Source organism: Methylobacterium trifolii, from assembly GCF_022179685.1.
Lineage (GTDB): Bacteria > Pseudomonadota > Alphaproteobacteria > Rhizobiales > Beijerinckiaceae > Methylobacterium > Methylobacterium trifolii.
Genome location: NZ_BPRB01000183.1, coordinates 1 through 7,831 on the forward strand (window position 1 = coordinate 1; position 7,831 = coordinate 7,831).

Here is a 7,831-nt window from a genome sequence, read left to right on the forward strand (position 1 = left end):
ATCGCGCCGGCCGAGGCGGCGTGAGCCAGCCTGCGGACGCGGACCTGCGCGACTTCCTGGCGCGTGCCGCCGCCGGGCTCTCGCCCGAGCCGCCGGGGCCTGCGGACCCGACCTCGAACCCGCAGGGCGACCACCGGCTCGATCCGGACGGCGCCGCCGTGATCGACCCGCGGGTGCAGGGGCAGTTGCGGGCGGCCTTCGCCAAGGTCCGGCCCAACCTCTACTGGCTGTTCCTGCGCACCCAGGGCTCCCCCTCGATCCGCGACCGGCCGGTCGGCGAGGACACGCCCCAGGCCGCGCCCGAGCGCCACCTCGACCTGTTCTTCAGGAGCCTCGGCGTGCCCTACCGCGCCTTCGAGGCCGAGGGGGCCGAGGCCGTGGCCGGGGCGATCCGGCAGATCGAGGCCCTGGAGCGCGACCCGATCCCCTACACCGAGCAGCGCCCCCGCCGCGACCTGACCGCCTACGCCTACGCCGCAGCCGCCCTGGGGCTGGCCCTGCTCGTGCTGGCCAAGCTGGCCGAAGCCGATTTTTCCCGGTCCCTGCCGGCATCGGTGGCCGGAGCGTCCCCGGCCGACGCGCTGCCCGTGAAGGAGGCGGCATGACGGCGCCGGCCCAGGCCCGAGACGATGCGGCCCTGCCGGCCGGCACGGGCCGGCGGATCGCGCGAGGCTGGCGCCGTGCCCGCCCGCACCTGCTCGTCGCCCTGCCGATCCTGCTCGCAATCGCCGCCCTCGGCCTCGGCCTCGCCTCCTGGCGCGCCGCCGGCACCAACGCGCGGATCGCCGCCCTCGAATCCGGCCGCGACCTCGCCGTCGCGCCGGATGCGCCGGCAGCCCTCCTGCTCGCGCGGGTCCGGTTCCTGGCCCAGCGCGGCCGGCTGGAGGAGACCGAGCCCCTGGTGGAGGCCATCGAGCGGCAGGAGGCCGTCGAGGCCGCCGCCCGCGCCCGCTACGCGGTGGCCAACGCCCGGATGCGCCAGGCCTTCGCCCTGCTCACCGCCAGCGACCTCGACAGGGCCGGCCCCCAGGTGACGCTCGCCCGCCAGGATTACCGCCGCGCCCTCCAGGCCCGGCCGGACTTCTGGGACGCCAAGCTCAACCTGGACGTGGCCTCGCGCCTGATCCGCGACTACCCGGACTTCGACCGCAGGACCGGCGACGAATTGCAGGCCGAGCCGAAGAAGATCTGGACCGACATCCCCGGCCAGCCGCGGGGCGGGCCGTGACCCCGTTCCCGCTGGCCCGCAACCTGCGCGACCCGCGCTGCCGGGCCCTCCTCATCGCCCTCGCGCTCGCCCTGGCGGCAATCCTCGCGCGTTCGCTGCCCCTGACCCGGAACGGCGTCGCGGTGCTGGCGGTCGTGGACATCACCGGCAGCATGAGCGTGCGCGACTACGTGGCCGATGGAAGACCCGTGAGCCGCCTCGACACCGCCAAGGCGGCGCTTCGCCGGCTCGTGGCCGGCCTGCCCTGCGGATCGCAGGTGGCGCTCGGCCTGTTCACCGAGCGCCGGCCGTTCCTGCTGTTCACGCCGATCGAGGTCTGCGCCGACTTCGCCCCCCTGGACGGGGCGCTCGCGGCGCTCGACTGGCGCATGGCCTGGGAGGGCGACAGCCGCGTGACGGCAGGTCTCCACCGCGCCATCGCCATGGCCGCCGACCTGGGCACCGACCTGCTGTTCGTCACGGACGGCCAGGAGACCCCGCCTCTGCCGGCAACGGGGAGCCTGCCCGCCTTCGAGGGCCGGCCCGGCGCGGTGCGCGGCCTGATCGTGGGGGCCGGCGGCTACGCCCTGTCCCCGATCCCGAAATTCGACGACCGCGGCCGCGAGACCGGCTTCGTCGGCGAGGCCGACGTGCAGCAGGAGAACCGCTTCGGGCCGCCGCCGGCCGATGCCGAGACCCGCGAGGGCTACAATCCGCGCAACGCCCCCTTCGGCGCCTCGGCGGCCAAGGGCACCGAGCACCTCTCCGCCGTCCGCGAGGCCCACCTCAGGGCCCTGGCCGCGCAGACGGGCCTCGCCTACGCCCACCTCGAAGGCCCCGGCGGCCTGGCGGACCCCCTCTCGACGGCCGCCACCCCGCGCCCGCGCCCCGGCAGCCTCGACCCGCGCCCCGTCCTCGGCGGGGCGGCCCTGCTCCTCGTGCTCGCCGCCCTCCTCGCCTCGCCGCTCCGCAGTCGCCCTGCCCCTCCGCAGCCTGCGCGGACGAACCCTTCCGTCGCCGCGCCGTCCCCCAGGAAAGCCTGATCCATGCGTAAGACCGCCCTAAGTGCCACCGTGCCGACCCTGCTGCTGGCCTTCGCCACCGCGGCGACGGCCCACGGCCCGACCCCGCAGAAGGTCGTCCAGTCGATCACGATCAAGGCCGGGCCCGAGGCGGTCTGGACGCTCGTCGGCGATTTCGCGAGCATCGGCCGGTGGCACCCGGAGGTGGCCAAGGCCGAGGGCTCGGGCGGCAACGCGGAGGGCGGCACGCGCACCCTCACCCTCAAGGCCGGCGGCACGCTCACCGAGAGCCTCGACGAGTGGAAGGCGGAGGGGCGCACCTATTCCTACCGGATGTCCGAGCCCGACCTGAAGGCGCTGCCGGTCTCGTCCTACTCCGCCACGCTCACGGTCACGCCCGAGGGCGAGGGCTCCAAGGTCGAATGGATGGGCCGGTTCTACCGCGGCGACACCGGCAACGAGCCGCCCGAGGACCTGAGCGACGCGGCCGGCAAGGCGGCGATGAACCGCTTCTTCGGCGACGGCCTCAAGGGCCTCAAGGCGAAGCTGGAGGGCCAGCCGACGCAATGACGGTCCTCACCCTCCGCCTCGCACTCGCCTGCCTGTTCGCGTACCCCCTGGCCTGCGCCCCGGCGCGGGCGGGCACGGTCTTCGTGGCGAGCCAGCAGGGCGCGTCCCTCACCCGGATCGAGACCGCGGGCGATGCCGTGCATGCGACGACGGCCGTGGCGGCGGCCCCCGCCACGGTCGCGGCCGGGGCCGGCCGGCTCTACCTCAGCCACCCGGACGGACGGGCGATCACCGTGCTCGACGCCGTGAGCGGGGGCGTCCTGCGCCGCCTGCCCTATGCGGGCCAGGCTTTCGGCCTCGCGGCGTCCGCGGACGGGCGCAGCGTCTACGTCGGCGACTGGTCGGCCGACCGGGTTAGCCGCCTCTCGCCCGAGACCGGGGTGGTGGAGGCCACGGTCGCGGTCGGGCGCGACCCGGCCGGCGTCGTGCTCGACCGGCGCGGGCGCCTCTACGTCGCGGACCGGGAGAGCCGCCAGGTCAGCGTCGTGGATGCGGAACGGATGGAGCGGATCGCGACCGTTGCCGTGGGCGAGGCGCCCTTCGCCCTGGCCCTGAGCCCGGCCGAGGACCGGCTCTACGTGGCCAACGTGCGCAGCAACGACCTCAGCGTGATCGACACGGGAAATCTGCGCGTGCTGGCCACGGTGCCGGTCGGCGCCATGCCCTACGGCGTGGCCGTCAGCCCGGACGGAGGCCGCATCCTGGTGACGAACCAGCATGCCGGCACCGTCTCCGTCCTCGACGCGCGGACGCTGCGGCTCGCCGCGACCGTGCCGGTGGGGCGCTATCCCGAAGGCGTCGCGGTCTCTGGCGGGCGGGCCTACGTGGCGAACTGGTTCTCGGACGACGTCTCGGTCATCGACCTCGCGACCCTCGAGGAGACCGCCCGCATCCCGGTGGCGGAGGGGCCGCGCAGCCTCGTGGCCGCGCAGGAGACGGTGCGATGAGGCGCGTCCTCGCCCTCTGCGCGGTGCTGGCGCTACCGGCCTGCGACCGGGGCGAGGAGGCCGGCCGGGGCGAGGACGGGGCGGTCGTGGCGACGACGACGGAGGGCGCCCTGCCGGCCTGGCTCGGCCATACCGACGCCACCGACCCGGCCCGCTGGCTCGCGGGCCGCGAGGCGGGCCGGCCGCTCCCGGCCGACGCTCCCGAGGTGCGCGCCCTGCAGGAGGCCCTCGCCCGGACGAAGGACGGCTTCATCGAGGACCCGCGGATGATCGCCAACCGCACCGCCCAACTGGAGCAGATGCTGGCCGAGGTCGGCAAGCGCGAGCCGGCCCGGGCGATCCTGGACGGCCTCGGCGGGATCGCGGCGGCGCGCGGGCGGCACAAGAGCCTCTACGGCGAGATGTGCCAGCACTACTTCAACGCCCGCGCGCAGGGGAACGACCACGCCGCCGCCCTGGGGCAGCTCGCCGGCCGTAACCCACAGGCGCGCCCATGACGGCCGCGCGCGCCACGGACCGCCGCCCGCCGGCCGCCGACGACCTCCTGATCGTCGACGACCACCCGATCGTGCTCCGGGGGTTCCGGCGGCTGGCCGAGGAGGCGGGCGTCGCCCTGGTGCACGAGGCGGCCGACATCGTCTCCGGCTACCGGACCTTCCACCGCTACCGCCCCGGCATCGTCGTCACCGACCTGAACTTCCGGGACGACGGCCTCTCCGGCCTCTCCCTGATCCGCCGCATCCGGGCCCTGGAGCCTGCCACCCGCATCCTCGCCTTCAGCATGCACGACGACCCGGTGATCGTCTCGCGGGCGCTGGAGAGCGGGGCGCTCGCCTTCGTCCTGAAGGATGCGGGCACGGCGACCTTCCTGGAGGCCATCGAGGCCGTGCGCGCCGGCCGCGGCTACCTCCAGCACCGGCTCGCCACCGACGTCGCCATGCTCAATGCCGGCGGCCGCCACGCGCCGCTGGCCCGCCTCAGCGCCCGCGAGTTGCAGATCCTGTCGCTCCTGAGCAGGGGCAGGTCCTACGCCGCGATCGCCGACACCCTCTCGGTGAGCTACCGCACCGTCATCAACGCCAATTCCAGCATGCGCCGGAAGCTCGGCGCCGGCTCCCAGGCCGAACTGATCCAGATCGCGGTCTCGCAGGGCGGCATGAGTGCCTGATGCGGCTCAGTCGCGCCCGGCCTCGATCGGCCGGATCTTCAGCTGGTCGACGGCCCAGAGCCAGGTGCCGTCCTCCTGCTGGCGGGCCGCCTCGACGGAGAGGGTGCCGTTCTGCGAGCGGGCGAAGGTCAGGGCGAGCCGGCCGTTGCGGATCGGCGCCAGTTCCTCGACGGGCGGGAAGTGCGAGCGGCGCGCCAGCAGGTCGGCGTAGAACGCGGCGATCTCGGCATGACCCGTGGCCACCACCGCCCCGGCCGCGAGGACGGCCTCCGGTTCGTAGAGCGCGACGAGTCCCTCCACGTCCCCCGCATTCGCACGCGCGTTGAACAGCCGGGCCAGGTCTTCCGGGTTTCGTGCAGGATCGCGATTCATCGTCGGGCTCTCCGTCTCCGGCTCAGGCCTTGCAGGCGTCAGTTCAGGCGCAGGCCGTCCCCGTCATGCACCGTGACGAGAACGGGGATGCCCACCTTCACGCTCTCCGAGACGGTGCAGAACCGCTCGAACTGCGCGATCACCCGGTCGATCCGGTCCATGTCGGCCATCCGCGCCCCGAGCCCGATCCGCACGTCGATCCCGTAGATGCGCAGGCGGCCCTCGGCGTTGCGGTCGACCCGACAGGAGGCCTCCGCCTCCAGCCCCCCGCAATCCTGCCGGTACTTGCCCAGCGCGAAGACCATGCTGGCGCACAGGCAGTTGGCGACGCTCGCGATCAGCATCTGCTCCGGAAACGGCCCCGCGCCCTCGCCGATCGGCTCGGCCTCGTCGACGCGAAGGTCCGACAGGGACGCTCCGAAATCCACCGTGAACCTGTAATCCTGGATCTGCGTGATCCTGATCCGGGGCCTGTCCGCCATCGTCGAGCTCCGGGTGGATCGTGGTCGGCGGCGTGACGACCGCACCGGTACGGTTCGATCGCGAAGTACAGTAGTCTCGGCCTGCGAGCCTGCGGCGTTGGAGGCGACTCGATTATCGAGGATTGCGTGACATGTCATCCGGGCGGCTTTCCGGCGCCCTCCTTGAAGCGCCGCACCGTGCGGATATAGGACTGGAGATATCCGGGGGACGACCGTGGGCGAATCGCAGAAGCGTGCCATCCAAAGCTATCGGTCCCGCTTGAGCGAGCGCGGCCTCGCGCGCTTCGAAGTGCTGGCCCGGGACGCGGACCGCGACCTCATACGGACCCTGGCCCGTCGTCTCGCGGAGGACGGTCCGGAGGCCTCGCGTCTCCGCGCGGCCGTGAGCCGGACCATCGGCGGCGAGCCGTCGAGGAAGGGCGGAATCCTGGCCGCGCTGCGACGCTCTCCCCTCTTGGGTGCCGACCTCGACCTCGTCCGTGTCTATGACGATGGGCGCGACGTCGAGGTCTGATGCGCTACCTGCTCGACACCAACATCATCAGCGACATCAGCAAACCGGCCCCGTCGGAATCCCTGCTCGCCTCGATGGGCGAGCGGAACGACGAAGACCTCTTCATCGCCTCTCTGACCGTCGCCGAAATCCGCCGGGGGATTCTGGAGAAACCGCCCGGCAAACGCCGCGATCGGCTCGAAGCATGGTTCTCCGGGCCGGAAGGTCCGCAGGCGCTCTTCGCCGGCCGCGTGCTGGCGTTCGACGAGACGGCCGGGCTGATCTGGGCGCGGCTGATGGCGGCCGGCAAGGCACAGGGCCGGCCGCGCAGCGCCCTCGACACGATCATCGCCGCCGTGGCCGAGGCGCACGGCTGCACCGTCGTCACCGACAACGAAAAGGATTTTCGCGATATCCGGGTCGTCAATCCGATACGCGGGGCAGCGCGATGACCGGTATCCGCGCTGTCACCATCCCTTTCCGCGTTGATACGGAACCGGTCGCGGCCGTGGCGCCGTTCGACGATCGGTGCAGGGCCGCCGCACGCAGAGCGGCAATCACGCCTGTCGGATGGGCCCGGTTCACTCCCACTCGATCGTGCCGGGGGGCTTCGAGGTGATGTCGTAGGTCACGCGGTTGATGCCCTTCACCTCGTTGATGATGCGCGTCGCCACGCGGCCGAGGAAGGTCATGTCGAAGGGGTAGAAGTCGGCGGTCATGCCGTCGACGGAGGTGACGGCACGCAGCGCACAGACATGGTCGTAGGTGCGCCCGTCGCCCATCACGCCGACCGTCTTCACCGGCAGGATCACCGCGAAGGCCTGCCAGATCGTGTCGTAGAGGCCGGCATGGCGGATCTCCTCCAGGTAGATCGCATCCGCCTTGCGGAGGGCGTCGAGCTTCTCGACCGTGATCGTGCCGGGGCAGCGGATGGCGAGCCCCGGACCGGGGAAGGGATGGCGCCCGACGAAGGCCTCGGGCAGGCCGAGTTCACGTCCCAGGACCCGGACCTCGTCCTTGAACAGTTCGCGCAGCGGCTCCACGAGCTGCATGTTCATGCGCTCGGGCAGGCCGCCGACGTTGTGGTGGCTCTTGATGGTGACGCTCGGACCACCCGTGAAGGAGACGCTCTCGATCACGTCCGGATACAGGGTGCCCTGCGCCAGGAAGGCCGCGCCGCCGATCTTCTTCGACTCGGCCTCGAACACGTCGATGAACAGGCGGCCGATGGTCTTGCGCTTGGCCTCCGGGTCGCTGACCCCCTCCAGCGCCCCGAGGAACAGGTCCTGCGCCTCCACGTGGACGAGCGGGATGTTGTAGTGGTCCCGGAACAGGCGCACGACCTCCTCGGCCTCGCCCTGGCGCAGCAGGCCGTGGTCGACGAAGACGCAGGTGAGCTGCTCGCCGATCGCCTCGTGGATCAGCACCGCGGCCACGGCGGAATCGACGCCGCCGGACAGGCCGCAGATCACCTTGCCCGTCCCGACCTGGTCGCGGATCTTGCGGATCGACTCGTCGCGGTAGGCGCCCATGGTCCAGTCGCCGGCTGCACCGGCGACTGGACCATGGG

At 72.7% G+C, this 7,831-nt stretch carries 11 protein-coding genes and 1 pseudogene; 9 read left to right on the plus strand and 3 right to left on the minus strand.

Going from position 1 to position 7,831, the window contains the following annotated elements:
• The 7 genes and pseudogenes from COGEMETH_RS16110 to COGEMETH_RS16140 form a co-directional block, all read left to right on the plus strand.
• Positions 1-605 (plus strand): annotated as a pseudogene (locus COGEMETH_RS16110) (hypothetical protein); the annotation flags it as partial.
• Positions 602-1,228, plus strand: coding sequence for an MxaK protein (locus COGEMETH_RS16115; RefSeq protein ID WP_238183618.1), 627 nt, complete (start codon positions 602-604; stop codon positions 1,226-1,228). The pseudogene COGEMETH_RS16110 and the gene COGEMETH_RS16115, both read left to right, overlap by 4 nt.
• Positions 1,225-2,250 (plus strand): vWA domain-containing protein, encoded by a 1,026-nt coding sequence (locus COGEMETH_RS16120; protein WP_238183619.1) that lies wholly within the window; start codon positions 1,225-1,227, stop codon positions 2,248-2,250. Before COGEMETH_RS16115 ends, COGEMETH_RS16120 begins: the two co-directional genes overlap by 4 nt.
• Positions 2,251-2,253: 3 nt before the next feature.
• On the plus strand, positions 2,254-2,799 hold the full coding sequence (locus COGEMETH_RS16125; protein ID WP_238183620.1) for an SRPBCC family protein: 546 nt from the start codon (positions 2,254-2,256) through the stop codon (positions 2,797-2,799).
• Complete coding sequence (locus tag COGEMETH_RS16130; protein WP_238183621.1) at positions 2,796-3,746, plus strand: YncE family protein; 951 nt, start codon at positions 2,796-2,798, stop codon at positions 3,744-3,746. The genes COGEMETH_RS16125 and COGEMETH_RS16130 overlap by 4 nt, the downstream gene beginning before the upstream one ends.
• Positions 3,743-4,243 carry an MxaH protein gene (locus COGEMETH_RS16135; RefSeq protein ID WP_238183622.1) on the plus strand — a complete coding sequence of 167 codons (501 nt, stop codon included), beginning with the start codon at positions 3,743-3,745 and terminating at the stop codon, positions 4,241-4,243. The genes COGEMETH_RS16130 and COGEMETH_RS16135 overlap by 4 nt, the downstream gene beginning before the upstream one ends.
• The gene (locus COGEMETH_RS16140) at positions 4,240-4,914 is read left to right on the plus strand and encodes a response regulator transcription factor (RefSeq protein ID WP_238183623.1); all 675 of its coding nucleotides are present in this window, start codon (positions 4,240-4,242) and stop codon (positions 4,912-4,914) included. The genes COGEMETH_RS16135 and COGEMETH_RS16140 overlap by 4 nt, the downstream gene beginning before the upstream one ends.
• Before the next feature lie 6 nt (positions 4,915-4,920).
• On the opposite strand, the gene COGEMETH_RS16145 is transcribed toward COGEMETH_RS16140, so the two are convergent.
• Complete coding sequence (locus tag COGEMETH_RS16145) at positions 4,921-5,286, minus strand: Cif family virulence factor (RefSeq protein WP_238183624.1); 366 nt, start codon at positions 5,284-5,286, stop codon at positions 4,921-4,923.
• 38 nt (positions 5,287-5,324) lie between these two features.
• Entirely contained in the window at positions 5,325-5,768 is a 444-nt protein-coding gene (locus COGEMETH_RS16150; RefSeq protein WP_238183625.1) for an OsmC family protein, read from the minus strand.
• A 214-nt stretch (positions 5,769-5,982) separates the two neighbouring features.
• Between COGEMETH_RS16150 and COGEMETH_RS16155 the strand changes: the two genes are divergently transcribed.
• A complete protein-coding gene (locus tag COGEMETH_RS16155) occupies positions 5,983-6,282 on the plus strand; it encodes a ferritin family protein (protein ID WP_238183626.1) in 300 nt (99 codons plus the stop codon).
• Positions 6,282-6,713 (plus strand): type II toxin-antitoxin system VapC family toxin, encoded by a 432-nt coding sequence (locus COGEMETH_RS16160; protein ID WP_238183627.1) that lies wholly within the window; start codon positions 6,282-6,284, stop codon positions 6,711-6,713. The genes COGEMETH_RS16155 and COGEMETH_RS16160 overlap by 1 nt, the downstream gene beginning before the upstream one ends.
• A gap of 129 nt (positions 6,714-6,842) precedes the next feature.
• On the opposite strand, the gene guaA is transcribed toward COGEMETH_RS16160, so the two are convergent.
• Positions 6,843-7,831 (minus strand): glutamine-hydrolyzing GMP synthase (guaA, locus tag COGEMETH_RS16165; protein ID WP_238183628.1); only part of this gene is annotated, 989 nt, incomplete at its 5' end.

Bases quoted from the DNA above. Each gene is read 5' to 3' on its own strand.
- COGEMETH_RS16115 (WP_238183618.1), top strand. From the start codon at position 602: ATGACGGCGCCGGCCCAGGCCCGAGACGATGCGGCCCTGCCGGCCGGC.
- COGEMETH_RS16125 (WP_238183620.1), top strand. From the start codon at position 2,254: ATGCGTAAGACCGCCCTAAGTGCCACCGTGCCGACCCTGCTGCTGGCC.
- COGEMETH_RS16130 (WP_238183621.1), top strand. From the start codon at position 2,796: ATGACGGTCCTCACCCTCCGCCTCGCACTCGCCTGCCTGTTCGCGTAC.
- COGEMETH_RS16135 (WP_238183622.1), top strand. From the start codon at position 3,743: ATGAGGCGCGTCCTCGCCCTCTGCGCGGTGCTGGCGCTACCGGCCTGC.
- COGEMETH_RS16140 (WP_238183623.1), top strand. From the start codon at position 4,240: ATGACGGCCGCGCGCGCCACGGACCGCCGCCCGCCGGCCGCCGACGAC.
- COGEMETH_RS16145 (WP_238183624.1), bottom strand. From the start codon at position 5,286: ATGAATCGCGATCCTGCACGAAACCCGGAAGACCTGGCCCGGCTGTTC.
- COGEMETH_RS16150 (WP_238183625.1), bottom strand. From the start codon at position 5,768: ATGGCGGACAGGCCCCGGATCAGGATCACGCAGATCCAGGATTACAGG.
- COGEMETH_RS16160 (WP_238183627.1), top strand. From the start codon at position 6,282: ATGCGCTACCTGCTCGACACCAACATCATCAGCGACATCAGCAAACCG.